Origin of the sequence: Ancylomarina euxina (genome assembly GCF_003863355.1) — a bacterium.
Taxonomy (GTDB): Bacteria; Bacteroidota; Bacteroidia; order Bacteroidales; family Marinifilaceae; genus Ancylomarina; species Ancylomarina euxinus.
Genome location: NZ_QQWG01000003.1, coordinates 286,177 through 300,676 on the forward strand (window position 1 = coordinate 286,177; position 14,500 = coordinate 300,676).

The following is a 14,500-nucleotide window of genomic DNA, read 5'->3' on the forward strand; positions in this document are numbered from 1 at the left end:
TGAATTTTTTATTGATGTATTTGTATGAAAAAATGTTCCCTTAGAACTCTATCATTAAACCAATGGAAGGAAGAATTGTTCCGGAATCATTCTCAATTTCCTTAATTTTATAAGCAAGTGGATTGTTGGGATCCTCTATGGGGACTCCAGCAGCATCCTTTTCAACATTCAGGTATGGCTGCGTTTTTGCTTTGAAATTATAGATATTTTGAATGTCTAAATAAGCATTAATGGACCACTTATTGAAATACCATTTTTTGTCTAGCCTAATATCCATGGTATGTGCTGTCGGGTTTCGTTTCTTATTTAATTGATTCCAGTCTAATTGTCCAGATTGAGCAACGTCCCAAATCACCTTTTGTGCTGATAATTCAACATTGTAAGGCGTGTATGGGGCTGGTCCCAGAAGTCTGAACTTCAGGCCGAATTCCCAATTGTTATTGAATTTTTTTCCAGCAGTTAGGTTTAAGATATGCTTGTTATCCCAAGAAGAGGGGATATAAATGCCATTCTTATCTTTAAATTCACTTCTAACCCAAGTATAGGATACAATGCCATAGATTGAGGAGCTTAGTTTTTGTTGAAGGAGAATTTCTAATCCATAAGAACGGCCTTTCGATATCGATTTAGCAGCTTCGTTACCAATCACTCCAAAGTCGCCACCCAAATTGGCTAGCGATACACTATCGGCTAATAAGAAGGGGTAGTTTTTATAGGTTTTATAGAACCCTTCAACGCTTATTTTAGAATATTGAGTTGGGTTATAATCTATTCCACTAACTAGATGATTGGATTCGATATAAGTGATCTTATTATTTTTATTGACCAAATTATTGTTGTTGTCGCGGTATCCCATTACAGTGTAGGCTGGTAATTGGAAATAACGCCCCGTATTAAAGTTGATATTAAATTTAGGGCTAAGTGCATAAGATGCCGATAGACGAGGTGATAATTGATCTAGTGGATTAAATAACTCTTTGGAATAATCAGAGAAATCAGTACGTAACCCGAAGGATATACTAAGCCTGTCATCGAGTACTTTACGACTTATTTGTGTGAATAAGCCAAACTTTCTAAAGTTTAATTCAGAATCGAAATCGATGGTAACAACTTGGCCATTTTGCTCTTTTTTATTGAATGTGGAGTTGGTGTATTCTACAAAATCTACAGAAGAACCAATATTCCATTTCCAGCCATTTTTCCTTTTAGTACTTTCTATTTTAATCTTATTTTCAATTTCTTGCGATTTGTAGTTAAGTAGTAACAAATCATCTTCTTCAATATTGTTTCTATATTTTATAGCCTCATTATTTAAATGATTACGACTTACAATAAAACTTTGATAGCTGTTCCTTGAATAATGAAGCCATTTGGCACCTAGCGTATAATTCCACTGATTGTTTACAGGAAGGTTGCCAAGAATGTAGGTGTTCCTTTCTATCTGATCGGCATCCTTCAATCCATTGTTAGCAGATGTATTTAGTTTAAAATCATCTAGTGCACCTAAACCAATAAAGGTGAGTTCATTTTTACTGTCTAGCTTGATGTTGTGCTTGAATTGCGCATCGTTGTAGGTTGGCAAAAAGGGAAGTTTCAGAGCTTTAAATAAAATTTGTAGATAAGAGCGACGTACAGAAAATATGAACGTTGAATTTTTACCAATGGGACCTTCTAAACTTAATCCCAAATCGCTTGAGCCAAGCATGAGTGATCCTGCAAGTTTTTCATCATTCCCTTTTCTCTGTTTAAAATCCAGAATAGAACTCAGCGCATTGCCTTTACTCGCAGGAAAAGCCCCTGCATAAAAATCGAGTTCTCTAATAAAGTTAACATTAATCATCCCTACGGGGCCACCTGAAGCTCCTTGAGTAGCAAAATGATTGATGTTAGCGACTTCAATACCATCCAGATAAAAACGATTCTCATTTGGACTACCTCCACGAACAATAATATCATTACGAAATGAAAGGGTAGAAGCGACGCCTGGAAGTACTTGGATCACTTTGGAAATATCGCGATTACCACCCGGGCTTCTGTATATCTCAGTGGTATTGATCGTTCGCATACTCAGAGGACTTTCTTCCGTTTTATTAAAGGCTGGTGCTGAAACAACAATCTCATTTAGTTCTTTGATTTCTTTTTGTAGTGCGATATTAATAAGGCTAGGTTTTGAAGGGCTAAGCCTAATCTCGTATAAGAATTGAGTTTTGTATCCTAAACTGCTGCAAACCAAGTTGTAATTTCCTGGCTTGAGTTTTTCTAGTCGGTAATTTCCATTGATGTCAGCTGTAGTGCCTAGCGTAGTGTTGGCTATGGCAATATTAGCAAAAGGAATCGCTTCATTGTTGATTTGATTATATACACGTCCTTTAATCACGCCCGATTGAGCCCAAATGTAAGTGGTAGGTAATAGAAGTTGAATTATAAATAAGAATCTAAGTAATTTCATATTTTTTGCTTAGGTATGAGTGCTTTATTTACAGCACCTTCTAATTTAATATATTAAGTTGATATGCTAAAAAAAAATCCCAACTAAAGAATAGTTGGGATTTCATAATATAGTGTTTTAGTACTATTTTACAATAGCCTCTTCGATAATCAAATCATAAGAATAACCAGCTCCGAAGTCCTTATTCAGATAAACAGTTCCTTCAATAGAAATGATATCACCCATATTGGCTTTGTCCTGTGTCGTTAAAGTTAAATCATAATTATCAGCATCAGCAGTGCCGTCCTGAATATGAATCCAATTCTTACCCATAATGCCATTGTTGATCTTAACGACCTGTCCGCTAACTTTTACTTTCTGACCTGCATACTGATCTTTATTTTTGAAAAGCTCAGCAATACTGATTCCACCAGTAGTAGCATTAACTTGAATACCCGCTATTTTTTTATCAACCTTAGGAGGCATTTTCTTCGCTGGTATTTTTTTAGTTTCATTTGCAGTTGGTGGTGTACTTGTGTTGCCTTGTATAAATAAAACGTTTTCGAAGACACGATCAAGTTCTTTACTCTTAAAGTCTTTCATTGGTAGTGCTTGCTGATAATACACATCATCACCAATTTTTGCATCTAGTTTGCGAACAGCAATCCAGAATTCCTCACTGTTTTCTGTTACAAACAAATAGGTGTATGAACTGGTTTGTAAGATTTCCTTAACCTTAACGTGGTGAGTATTGGGAGCAGCTTGATCTGGCATCTCACTTATACTTTGACTTGTTTTCTCACCAGTACTGAATGATTGAACTTTCTTGGCACTTTCTTGGCAAGAACTCAATAAAACGCTGCTAACCAGCAGTCCAAATATTAATCTCATAGGGTCGTATTTTTAAATTTGAGCTTTAAGATACATAAAGGTATTAATATATCAATATAGAAAAGGAAGTCAAATAAATAATTGACTTTGTATGTCTTCTTATTTCAAGCTGATAACTTCTGAAGTAAAACAGCTCCATTTTTCAATGGAGCTGAATATTTATTTAAAGCGTTTAAATTTATTCGTTTGGATTTTCTGCTTTGAATCGGGTCCAGTAGCTGTTCAGGGTCTCTTTCATATCTTTACGTAGCAGAAGAATACCTATGAGGTTAGGCAGAGCCATTAGAGCAATGGTAATGCCTGATAGAGTCCAAATAATTGTTGTATCGGCAAAAGATGCTATAAAGAATCCTATACAATAGATGATTCTATATGGCAGGACCCCTTTAGCACCAAATAAATAAGTGACAGATCGACCACCATAGTAGGCCCAGGCAATAGCTGTTGAGAATGCAAAAAGCAATAGTCCGATTGATACGATCCAACGTCCCCACTCGCCAAAGTAGCTTCGCGTAAAGGCTTCTGCGGTTAAAGGAGCAGAGTGTATTAACGATTGACCTTTAAAATAAATCCCATTCTCATCATTATAAATACCTTCAAGGACACTCACTTTACCTGTTAAGAGAGAATCATGAGCATTATATACTAAGATGTTTTCAGCAATAGAACGCGCATGTATGATAGAAAGCTTATTTTGTATTTTTCCATTTTCAACAAGCAAATCACCTGTGAAAAGAGGAAGATCTTTATTATTGCTTAAATATTTGAAAAGTTTTGTTTGATCTTCTTTATTTGTGTCGTCATAAACGTCAGTCATAATACTCATATCAGTAGACTGAAATTGATTAGGAAGTTTCTCTTTCCAAACCCCTGACGAAAGGATAACCAAACCTGTAAGTGAACAAATGATTATCGTATCGATAAATGGCTCAAGTATGGCAACCATACCCTCTGAAACAGGTTCCTCAGTACGGGCAGCAGCGTGCGCAATGGGGGCAGATCCTTGACCAGCTTCGTTACTAAAGAGACCTCGGTTAACACCACGGTTGAAAGCATAAGCAAATCCAGCACCTAAGAAACCGCCAGTAGCAGCAGTTCCTGTAAATACACTAGAGAAAATTGAGTTTAATGCTGGAACAATATTCTGGTAGTTGTAAAAGATAACCGCAATGGCACCTACAAAGTAGATAATAGCCATGGTTGGAACCAATTTTTCAGTCACCTTGGCAATACGTTTAATTCCGCCTAAAATAACGATAGCAAGGAGTATAGCCAGTACACCACCACTCAGCATTTTTTCGATGCCAAAGGTCGAATATAATGAGCTGGATATGGAATTAATTTGCGGTAAACTACCTGTTCCGAATGAAGAGACAATGGTCATGGCAGCAAAAAAAGCAGCTAACCATGGCATTTTTAATTTGTTCTTCATGAAGTACATCGGTCCACCAGAAATGAAACCTTGTTCATCCGTTTCACGATACTTATGCGAAAGACTAACCTCAACAAATTTTGTTGTCATACCTAATACGGCTGTCATCAGCATCCAAAACAGGGCCGCAGGACCACCCAAATAAATAGCGAAGGCTACACCAGCAATATTACCTGTTCCAACTGTTCCCGAAAGGGCGGTCGTTAGGGCTTGAAAGTGCGAGGTGTCTCCTTTTTCATCGGCTTTGTCATATTTGCCTCTAACCACCTTTAGGGCATGTCCGAAGAATCGGATTTGTGGAAATTTAAGGTAAATGGTGAAGAAGAGTCCGGTTCCAAGTAAAAAAAGGGTGAACCATTGGCTTCCTCCAAGGTATTGTTCTATTCCGGCTAAAAAGTCGTTGATACTGTGCATAGAAAGATTAGGGTTTTGGGTTAGTTTAGTTTTCTGCTTTTCTAGAAAATCAGTCCAATATAAAGGATAATTTTTAAAAGTTGATCACGAAAGGTAAACTAAGGGCAATTATTCTTCATTCTCTTTTAGAGATTAGAATATTTCTATATAATCATAATGATTGAATTGAGTGGCAAACATAAAAATGGAATTTGTTACATTTGACTTTTTATAAAAATGAACAAAGTTTAAAAACATTATTCCATGATTATGAATTTTATAATCGTTTTAGCAATTGGAATTTCTCTTGTTTGGCTCTTGTTAAGAGGCTTTAGTAAAAATAAGTGGAGAGAGCCTAAATCAGGTATTTCTAAAGAGAGGAAACAGATTTTGACTACTAAGGTCGTGTTTTATAACTCTCTTTCTGCTGAAGAAAAATTGCAGTTCGAGTATAAAATTCAGGAGTTTCTTCTGAATTGTAGAATTACCGGTGTGAATATCGATGTTGATTTAACAGATCAAATATTAGTGGCTGCAAGTGCCGTAATTCCTGTATTTGCATTCCCTGAGTGGAAGTATACCAATCTTGATGAGGTGTTATTATATCCAGGGAACTTTAATGAACAGTTTCAAATGTATAATGCTGATTCAAATATTCTAGGAATGGTTGGAAGTGGCTATATGGAGGGGAAGATGATCTTGTCAAAACCTGCATTACATCATGGTTTTTCTAATGAGTCGGATAAGAAGAATACAGCTGTTCATGAATTTGTTCATTTGACCGATAAGATGGATGGTAATATTGATGGTTTGCCTTCTATACTTTTAGAAAAGCAATATGCTATTCCATGGATAGATTTGATCAGTAAGAAAATTGAAGAGATATACGAAGATAGATCTGATATAAATCCTTACGGAGGAACAAATAAGGCCGAGTTCTTTGCTGTAGCCAGTGAGTATTTTTTCGAAAAACCCAAACAGTTTGCTGAAACGCATCCTGAAATATATGCTTTAATGACTGAAGTGTTTAATCAAAATATGCGATCTCGAAATTTTAAAAGGTCGAAGCAGAGTTTGAGTCGAAATAGTCAGTGCCCTTGCGGTAGTGGTTTGAAATTTAAGAAATGTTGTGGTAGAGGGCATTAGTAAGTAGTGCTGTTATTTATTTACTCGTAATAACATAGAAAGAGTTTGCCGAAAATCTTAAGAGTAGGTAGTAATAATCATAAAGGTAAAGAATGAAATTAAAACTAGTTGCTATTTTATTTCTCCTAATGGTAAGGTTTGGTGGTTTTGCACAAGACTATCAAGTGTCTATGGAGGATAAGGGTAAGGTTGTTAATTTGACGAATGAAGCCATTAAAATGGTGACGGCTGATAGGGTTGAAGATGCCTATAATTTGTTGATTGAAGCAATCGCTATTGATTCTACAAATCGGAATTCATATTTGCAATTATATAGAGTTGGAATGAACGATTCTACTCGGGTTGATATGGTTATTTCCATTTTACAAAAATCGAAGAAGATATTCCAACAGGATGATGAAATTTGTTATTACTTAGGAGAAATGTACAACCTTAAGGGACAAGTTAAAAGAGCCATGGCAGAATATAGTATGGCTATAGCTTATAGTAAATTGAATGGAGAGGATTTTTATCTAGTGCATCGTTACTATTTTAATAGAGCTAATATTTGTTTGGCTAAAAACATGATTAGTACAGCTGTTTTAGATTATACTTACGCACTTAATTTAAATCCAAACTATGGTGCTGCTTACGCTAATAGAGGTATTTGTTTGTATAAAATGGGAGAAAAAGATGCGGCTTGTAAAGATTGGAAACAGGCAGTCAAGTTAGGAATAAGTCAGTCTGAAGAATACATTAAGAGAAATTGTAAAACGGAAACTTCTAAATAATTGGAATAGTACGCTTGTGTTGTTGCGTTCTCTTTTGCCTCTTCAAGCTCTTTTGTTAATTTTGCAGAAGAAATAACTAAGATTGTATAGAAGCGCGTGATATATCCAGAAAATTTTGAAACGAAAATAAGGTTTGATAAAGTTCGAGAACTGCTGAAGAAACAATGTTTAAGCACTCTAGGGCGTGATTTGGTAGAAGAACTTAAGTTCTCCGAGTCCTTTAATCGAGTGTCTCGTCGAGTGAATGAAACCAATGAGTTTAAAACCATTTGTCTCCAAGAGGAGAACTTTCCATTGGGACATTTTATTGATGTGCGTTCTAGTTTGGATAAAATTCGAATTGATGGAACTTATTTAGAGCTTGAGGAGTTGTTTGACTTGAAACGTTCTTTGGAGTCTATATCAGCTATTCTGCGTTTTTTTAAGAATAAGGAAGAAGGAAGTTATCCGCATTTAATGCGATTAACGGGTAATGTAAAAATGTACCCCTATATCTTCGATAGAATTAATGCGATTCTGACCAAACATGGTCGAATGAAGGATAATGCTTCTCCCGAGTTGATGCAAGTTCGTAGCAATTTGGCTCAAAAACAGGCGTCTATTTCAAGACGAATGCAAGCTCTTTTGCGTGCTGCTCAGAAAGATGGGTGGGTTGATCAGGATGTGTCACTGTCAGTTCGCGATGGTCGTGCAGTTATTCCTGTGGCTTCAGCCTACAAACGTAAGATTAAAGGTATTGTTCATGATGAATCAGCCACGGGTAAAACGTCGTATATAGAGCCTGCAGAGATTGTTGAGACCAATAATGAGATTCGTGAACTGGAATATGCAGAGCGTAGAGAGATGATTAAGGTGCTTCGTGAATTTACAGAACAAGTTCGACCTTATGTAGATGATTTGTTTCATGCTTATGCATTTTTAGCTCAAATCGATTTTATTCGGGCAAAGGCCAAATTTGCGATTCAAGTCAATGGTTTATTGCCACAAATGAGAAAGACGGCATCTGTTTTATGGGAAAATGCTGTTCACCCTCTACTTTATTTGACCTTACAAGGCGAGGGAAGAAAGGCTGTTCCTTTAAATATTGAGATTAACGATAAGCAACGAATTGTTCTGATTTCAGGACCTAATGCGGGTGGAAAGTCGGTTTGTTTGCAAACGATGGGTTTGTTGCAATATATGTTTCAATGTGGGTTGCTGGTTCCTATGAGTGAGAAATCGAATATGGGAATTTTTGATAACATTTTCATTGATATCGGTGATGAGCAGTCTATGGAGAACGACTTAAGTACCTACAGTTCTCACCTGATGAATATGAAGCATTTCCTGAAATATTCGAATGCAGAAACTTTAATGATGATTGATGAGTTTGGTACAGGAACAGAGCCTGCTTTGGGTGGTGCCATTGCTGAATCTATTCTTGATAAACTGAATCGTAAGCAGGTGAAGGGTGTCATAACAACTCACTATACGGGCTTGAAACATTATGCTTCTGAGGCAGAAGGTATCGAGAATGGTGCGATGCTTTACGATTCTCACAAAATGCAACCTTTATTTCAATTGCATGTTGGTAAGCCAGGTTCATCATTTGCTTTTGAAATTGCTCGTAAAATCGGTTTGCCCGAAGAGATTCTAAAATTAGCAACTGATAAGATTGGTGGTGATCACATTAACTTTGATAAGCACTTACGTGATATTGTTCGTGATAAGCGATATTGGGAGACTAAGCGTGAAAAAATACGTGTTAACGAAAAGAAGTTGGCACAGTTGGTTGAACGCTATGAAATTGATTTGAAAGAAACCTCTAGTTTGAGAAAGGAAATCATTTCAAAGGCTCAGGAAGAAGCAAAACAACTCTTAAATCAAGCCAATAAATCGATAGAAAAAACGATTCGAGAGATTAAAGAAAGTAAAGCCGAAAAGGAAAAGACTCGTCAGGTTCGAAAAGCTTTTGAAGAGCAAAAGGAGGTTTTGACACAACCAGACTTGCAGGAAGAAGAACGTATTAATAGAAAAATTCAGAAGTTAAAAGATAGAGAAAATCAGGTTAAGAAAATAACCGGGGACAAAACGACTCAGTCTTCGAGCCCCGAGAAAGCCGTTTCTCAAAAGAAGAAGCAATTCGATCCATCGATTATTGAAAAGGGAGATAGTGTGAAACTTGACGCTCAGCGTACCATTGGAGAAGTGATTGAGGTAAATGATAAGACGGCTGTAGTTGCTTTTGGAGCTCTATTAACCTCTGTAAAGTTAAACCGATTGACTAAGGTTAGTAAGACTCAAGCTAAAAAGGAGAATACAAGCTATAATCAGACTTCAGCTTTGGTACAAGAAAAAATTTCCAAGCGTAAGTTAACTTTCCGACGCGACATTGACGTGCGAGGTATGCGTGCCGAAGAGGCGCTTCAAATCGTAATGGATCATGTTGATGAGGCTATTATGCTAGACATCTCTGAATTTAGAATTCTACACGGAACGGGGCATGGTATCTTACGAAAATTGATTCGTGACTATCTAAATACAGTACAACTGGTTAGATCCTGTACCGATGAAAAAATCCAAATGGGAGGATCGGGAATCACGGTTGTTCATATGGAATAACGGATGTATTGTTCAGATAGCTATCGGGATGAAGATATTTTTGATGAATGGATAATGAGTCCTCCCGCAGATAAAATTGATAAATGTAGATGAATGAATATAGTGAATCTGCTTTGCTGTGATTATCTGTGAAATCAGAGGGGAAATTATAAGATATTATAAAAATAAAAGGCTTGTTGATATTGAATCAACAAGCCTTTTCTAATATGTGATATTGAGGTAGTCCTCTTAATTTTCTATATAAACATGGTGACTAGCACATAAAGGTAGTGAGCAAAACATCCCGCTATAATCCCTCCAATTGTGTGTGAAAGAAGAGCTTTTGATGTTAATTCACGGTAGTTTAAAGTATCAAGCATAGCTGTGTGAGTACTTAAGTAACCACTCCAACACATACCCATTGCAGTAAATACAGCAATTACATTTCCATCGATAATACCCTTAGCAATAAATGCTTTTACAAGAGATAAAGCAGCACCTACAGCACCCAATGAAGTTACTGGGAATGCAATTAGTTCAGGATGTTTAAATCCAAATAAACCTTCGAATAACCACCAAATATGCCCTGCCAGGTCTGGTAATAAAGTAACCCCTTCGTATGCTAAGCCTTGGTATCCAATGCTAGGATCTTTAGGTCCGAAAGTTAGCATCATTACCATAGTTGAGATAATTAAGACTCCTGGAATAATGGCTAAACCTAAATCGACACCAGATTTACCACCATCAAGTATTGAATTCAGAAAACGGATGAATAAACCACCTTCTGATTTGAAAGAGATCTTTTCTGTAGCTCCTTCGAAATCTTGATCTTCACGAGGTTTGATCACTTTTTTAATCATACGTTGCATCAATCGAGTTGAAACAATGGCTCCTACTAATGCTCCTACTAAACCAATTAAAGCAGGTATAAATAAATTCTCATCATTACCAGGGATTTTAAGCGTAGACATAAACGTAATCACGATAAGTCCCATACCAAAGGCAGTACCAAAGTTGGTTAATGAAACCAATTGGTAATTCTTAAAATACTTACTAAAGTTTTTGTCGTTAGCCAAACTGATAATAGCTGGATTATCTGATAGAAAAGTTAAAACTCCAGCTAGAGCTCCTACACCAGGAAGGTTGAAAAGAGGTTTCATAAGTGGAGCTAGAATTTTTTCTAACAGACGCACGACACCAAATTCGATAAGTAGTTTACCTAGTGCTCCAGATAAAACTGTAATCCCCATAATATAGAATACTGTGTTCATCAGAAGATCCCAAGCAGTGTTCATAATGGTGTTTAGCATGTTTGCTACCCCCATTGAGTGGCCAACATAACCGAAAATACCAAAGAACGTGATAAGAAACATAACGGCTTCATATCTTCTTTGCTTAAGGAAATTAGTCTCTTTAATCGACTTAATTGCGTTCATTCTGTGTTGTTTAATTAGGTTGTTTGATTAAGGTTGTTGAATTTCGGGGCAAAAATAATTTTTTAGTTTAGTTTCATTACGCTTTTTATCATGACATTTATCATGTTTTTGTGAATTGCATATGTTTTAAAGTATATGGAAAGAAAGACGGTTGCGTAATAGAAAATGCGTTATAATACAGTGTTGTAGAATTGTGAAATAAACACTTAAATGCGAGGAGTGAAACTATTTTTTGATTAAGCCATTGGCTTTGTTGATAACTAAACACACAAACACTAGCATACTTATAGACTTGACATTACTTTTGTTATCTCAAATTTGACTTTTGAAAGCCCCAATTATTTATCTTTCATATTCGTTTTTGACTACCGCAATAATTATACGTATCCATTAAAAACCTCTTGTCGATAAATGAAATTGGCTAATCGCATATTAAAAAAATACTTTGGATACGATAAATTTCGTCCCTTGCAGGATGAGGTTATTCAATCAATTCTCGATGGTGAAGATGCCTTAGTTATTATGCCTACTGGTGGAGGGAAGTCTCTTTGCTATCAGATTCCAGCTTTAATGATGGAAGGAGTTGCCATTGTTGTGTCCCCTTTGATTGCTTTGATGAAAGATCAGGTTGAAGGCTTGCAAGCCAATGGCGTAAAAGCGGGTTTTTTAAATAGCTCTCAATCTACTCAAGTTCAAAATGGGATTATTGAAGATGTTCATGAAGGTAAAATAAAATTGCTCTATGTTTCTCCTGAGAAGTTGGTGAGCCAGGAGTTTTATTATTTGCTCTTAGAACTTAAAGTAAATCTGTTTGCTGTTGATGAAGCCCACTGTATTTCTGTTTGGGGACATGATTTTCGACCAGAGTATTCGAAAATGGCTTATCTGAAAAAGCAATTCCCCTTAGTTCCTATTGTTGCATTAACAGCAACTGCCGATAGTTTAACTCAGAAGGATATTGTCAGACAATTAGGATTAGGTGAACCTAAACTTTTCCTATCTTCTTTCGATCGCCCTAATTTAAGTCTTAAAGTGGCACCCGGAAAAGATAAGTTTAAAAGTATACTTGGCTTCTTACGTCAGCGTCCACATCAATCGGGTATTATATATTGCCTGAGTAGAAAGGCTTGCGAGGGCTTGTCAGAGAAATTGAGGAATTCAGGTGTTAATGCAAATTATTATCATGCAGGCTTATCTCCTGATGAAAGAGCAGAGCGTCAGGATGCCTTTATCAATGATGATACGCCGATAATTTGCGCTACAATTGCTTTTGGAATGGGAATTGATAAATCCAATGTGCGTTGGGTTATTCATTATAATTTACCTCGAAATATTGAGTCATACTATCAGGAAATCGGTCGCGCAGGACGTGATGGTTTAAAAGCAGATACCTTGTTGTTCTATAGCTTTTCGGATGTCATCGTTCATCGTAAGTTTATAGAGGAATCTGCATTAAAAGAAGTCTCAAATGCTAAGCTGGAACGTATTCAGCAGTTTTGCGATGCTCAAATTTGTCGACGTAAAATTCTTTTAAGCTATTTCGGTGAGCATTTAGAAGAAGATTGTGGTAATTGTGATGTTTGTAAAGATCCACCTAAGCAATTCGATGGAACCTTAATTGCACAAAAGGCACTGTCTGCTATTGTACGATTAAAAGAGCAAGTGTCTGCTGGCACGGTGATTGACGTTTTACGTGGATCATCTCGTCAAGAGATTATGTCTAAAGGTTATAATAAAGTTAAAACTTATGGCGCAGGGAGAGATGTGCCACATCAGGACTGGCAGCAGTATATGCTTCAACTTTTAAACTTGGGGTATATCTCAGTTGCCTATGATGAAGGGAATGCGCTTAAATTAACAGAACAAAGCAAGGAAGTCTTATTTAGTGGGCGTAAGGTGAATTTGGTACATCTAGCATCTATGAAATCAGATCCTAAAAAAGTGGTTGAAAAGACCAAACCCGAAAAACAAGTGCATCGAGAAGATTTGTTTGAAGCTCTTCGTAAATTGCGTTTGGAAATCTCTAGATCTTCTAGAATTGCACCTTATTTGGTTTTCTCAGATGCCACTCTACATGAAATGGTTGATGAAAAACCAACCAGTGAATTTGAAATGAAAATGATTTCAGGGGTTGGTGAGCGTAAATATCAGTTGTATGGTGAATTATTTATAAATGAGATACTAGAATTTGAACAAAAAAAGAATCAGGTAGCTAAGAATAGTAGTCAGTCTTTTTATGAAACCTACGAGTTTTATAAGCAAGGCTATTCTGTAGATGAAATTGCTCAAATTCGTCGCATTAATCCTGTAACCATCTATTCTCATTTGGCATCACTATATGAAAAAGGAGCTGATGTTGATATTCTATCTTTTTTACATGCCAATGACTTGGAGCGCACTGAGAATGCAGTTCGCGAATTAGGACATTTGAACACAAAGGAATTGTATGTTCATATGAACGAAGAAATACCCTATTATAAGATTAGACTAGCGACTTCATATTTAAAGATGTTTGTTGAGGCCTAAGTCTTATTCGTGTCATGTTTTCTATTTCGTAAATGTTATTTTATAAATCATAAAATATTTCTGAAAAAGACCTGTGTTCAGAACTCTTTTTTCTATATTTCGATACAAAAATATATGACTATGATAAAAGCCATTATCGTTGACGATGAGATGAAGAGCCAATCTTCGTTATTTAAATTACTGGAAAGGTTTTGCCCCGATGTCGAAGTTATTGGCTTTGCTTGTAATGTTCAAACAGCTGTAGAACTCATTAACCTAGAAAAACCGGAACTCGTTTTTCTGGATATATCAATGCCTGATGGTGATGGTTTTGAAGTTTTGGAACAGGTTAATTCTCGAGATTTTGAGGTCATTTTTACGACAGCTTATAATGAATATGCTCTGAAAGCCATACAATTTTCAGCCTTACATTATTTGCTTAAGCCTGTTAATTATACAGAGCTTAAAGAGGCTGTTGAGCGATTTAAAAACTCTAAAAAGGATATTAATCTCGAGGAGAAATTCAAGGTTTTGTATGATAGCCTAAAAAATGAACACAAGAAGATTATTTTGCCAACGACCAATGGGCTTCGAATGGTTGAGCTGAATAATATTATTCGATGTGAGGCAAATGGATCTTATACTGATTTCTTCCTTGAGGAGAGAGAGGATTTAATGGTTTCAAAGCCACTTGCTAATTTTATGGATATACTTCCTGAACATTTGTTTTGCAGAGTACATAGTAAGCATTTGGTTAATTTGAATTTCGTTGATCAATATATTAAGGGTCGTGGAGGTCGTATTATCTTAAATGACGGTAAGGAAATAGAAGTTTCAGAAGGAAAGAAAAAGGAGTTTTTAGAAAGATTAAAACAGTTAGCTCACTCTTTGCCTGATAAAAAATAAAATAATTATTTTA

The 14,500-nt window shown here is 36.2% G+C and carries 9 protein-coding genes; 5 read left to right on the forward strand and 4 right to left on the reverse strand.

Annotated features, from left to right (window positions below):
* Positions 1 to 40: 40 nt before the first annotated feature.
* From DWB61_RS04980 to DWB61_RS04990, 3 genes are all read right to left on the reverse strand, one after another.
* On the reverse strand, positions 41 to 2,449 hold the full coding sequence (locus DWB61_RS04980) for a TonB-dependent receptor (protein ID WP_125029785.1): 2,409 nt from the start codon (positions 2,447 to 2,449) through the stop codon (positions 41 to 43).
* A gap of 123 nt (positions 2,450 to 2,572) precedes the next feature.
* On the reverse strand, positions 2,573 to 3,319 hold the full coding sequence (locus DWB61_RS04985; RefSeq protein WP_125029786.1) for a GW dipeptide domain-containing protein: 747 nt from the start codon (positions 3,317 to 3,319) through the stop codon (positions 2,573 to 2,575).
* Positions 3,320 to 3,497: 178 nt separating this feature from the next.
* Positions 3,498 to 5,165 carry an alanine/glycine:cation symporter family protein gene (locus DWB61_RS04990; protein ID WP_125029787.1) on the reverse strand — a complete coding sequence of 556 codons (1,668 nt, stop codon included), beginning with the start codon at positions 5,163 to 5,165 and terminating at the stop codon, positions 3,498 to 3,500.
* Between the two features lie 249 nt (positions 5,166 to 5,414).
* Here DWB61_RS04990 and DWB61_RS04995 point away from each other — a divergent pair, with 249 nt between their 5' ends.
* From DWB61_RS04995 to DWB61_RS05005, 3 genes are all read left to right on the forward strand, one after another.
* The gene (locus DWB61_RS04995; RefSeq protein WP_125029788.1) at positions 5,415 to 6,290 is read left to right on the forward strand and encodes a M90 family metallopeptidase; all 876 of its coding nucleotides are present in this window, start codon (positions 5,415 to 5,417) and stop codon (positions 6,288 to 6,290) included.
* 92 nt (positions 6,291 to 6,382) lie between these two features.
* Positions 6,383 to 7,060, forward strand: a complete 678-nt coding sequence (locus tag DWB61_RS05000; RefSeq protein ID WP_125029789.1) for a tetratricopeptide repeat protein — start codon at positions 6,383 to 6,385, stop codon at positions 7,058 to 7,060.
* A gap of 96 nt (positions 7,061 to 7,156) precedes the next feature.
* Positions 7,157 to 9,661, forward strand: a complete 2,505-nt coding sequence (locus DWB61_RS05005) for an endonuclease MutS2 (protein WP_125029790.1) — start codon at positions 7,157 to 7,159, stop codon at positions 9,659 to 9,661.
* A gap of 236 nt (positions 9,662 to 9,897) precedes the next feature.
* On the opposite strand, the gene DWB61_RS05010 is transcribed toward DWB61_RS05005, so the two are convergent.
* On the reverse strand, positions 9,898 to 11,076 hold the full coding sequence (locus DWB61_RS05010) for a CD0519/CD1768 family membrane protein (RefSeq protein WP_125029791.1): 1,179 nt from the start codon (positions 11,074 to 11,076) through the stop codon (positions 9,898 to 9,900).
* A 411-nt stretch (positions 11,077 to 11,487) separates the two neighbouring features.
* Here DWB61_RS05010 and recQ point away from each other — a divergent pair, with 411 nt between their 5' ends.
* Positions 11,488 to 13,602, forward strand: a complete 2,115-nt coding sequence (recQ, locus tag DWB61_RS05015; protein WP_125029792.1) for a DNA helicase RecQ — start codon at positions 11,488 to 11,490, stop codon at positions 13,600 to 13,602.
* Between the two features lie 120 nt (positions 13,603 to 13,722).
* Entirely contained in the window at positions 13,723 to 14,487 is a 765-nt protein-coding gene (locus DWB61_RS05020) for a LytR/AlgR family response regulator transcription factor (protein WP_158614370.1), read from the forward strand.
* Positions 14,488 to 14,500 lie beyond the last annotated feature (13 nt).

Excerpts from the sequence above, each read along its gene's own strand:
- DWB61_RS05000 (WP_125029789.1), top strand. The coding sequence starts at position 6,383 with ATGAAATTAAAACTAGTTGCTATTTTATTTCTCCTAATGGTAAGGTTT.
- DWB61_RS04985 (WP_125029786.1), bottom strand. The coding sequence starts at position 3,319 with ATGAGATTAATATTTGGACTGCTGGTTAGCAGCGTTTTATTGAGTTCT.
- recQ (WP_125029792.1), top strand. The coding sequence starts at position 11,488 with ATGAAATTGGCTAATCGCATATTAAAAAAATACTTTGGATACGATAAA.
- DWB61_RS05010 (WP_125029791.1), bottom strand. The coding sequence starts at position 11,076 with ATGAACGCAATTAAGTCGATTAAAGAGACTAATTTCCTTAAGCAAAGA.
- DWB61_RS04990 (WP_125029787.1), bottom strand. The coding sequence starts at position 5,165 with ATGCACAGTATCAACGACTTTTTAGCCGGAATAGAACAATACCTTGGA.
- DWB61_RS04980 (WP_125029785.1), bottom strand. The coding sequence starts at position 2,449 with ATGAAATTACTTAGATTCTTATTTATAATTCAACTTCTATTACCTACC.
- DWB61_RS04995 (WP_125029788.1), top strand. The coding sequence starts at position 5,415 with ATGAATTTTATAATCGTTTTAGCAATTGGAATTTCTCTTGTTTGGCTC.
- DWB61_RS05020 (WP_158614370.1), top strand. The coding sequence starts at position 13,723 with ATGATAAAAGCCATTATCGTTGACGATGAGATGAAGAGCCAATCTTCG.